Origin of the sequence: Pantoea sp. 18059, from assembly GCF_902706165.1 — a bacterium.
Lineage (GTDB): Bacteria > Pseudomonadota > Gammaproteobacteria > Enterobacterales > Enterobacteriaceae > Pantoea > Pantoea agglomerans.
This window is the reverse complement of record NZ_CACSJS010000037.1, coordinates 1-454: the sequence shown is the minus strand read 5'-3', so window position 1 is coordinate 454 and position 454 is coordinate 1. Positions and strand designations below refer to the sequence as shown.

At 30.4% G+C, this 454-nt stretch carries 1 protein-coding gene; it reads right to left on the bottom strand.

From position 1 onward, the window contains the following. Positions 1–454, bottom strand: a 454-nt coding sequence (locus GVJ63_RS21935; protein ID WP_159227364.1) for an AAA family ATPase, incomplete at both ends; no start/stop codon positions are given.

The following is a 454-nucleotide window of genomic DNA, read 5'->3' as shown; positions in this document are numbered from 1 at the left end:
ACCTATACGCGAATATAGTTGAGGATAACGAGATAGTTTTTTCTCTATACCCGGCATACCAATAAATATCATTGCTAAATTATGTTCATCATAAATAGCTCTTAATTGCTCTAAATGTTGCACTTTAAGGCGATCAATCTCATCTACTATAATTAAATCAATATATTTAAACATATCACTATAATGTTTACTATGTTCATGTCCATACTTATTTACAACATGTAATTTTTGACCCAAATCAATGATTGCAGTAATACTATATAAATCATTCCTTAATTTAGTTTGTTTTTCTGCTGGTGCATTATAAAATATTTTATCCACCGATAGTATGTCATCGGTCGTTTTACTAGCTAAATCTTCCCAACCTCTATGGTTAACTTGTTTTTCAATAGTATCCCAATTTGTGTAATACCTAGACGATAAAGTTTTTCCGACACCAGGTTGACCATAACAT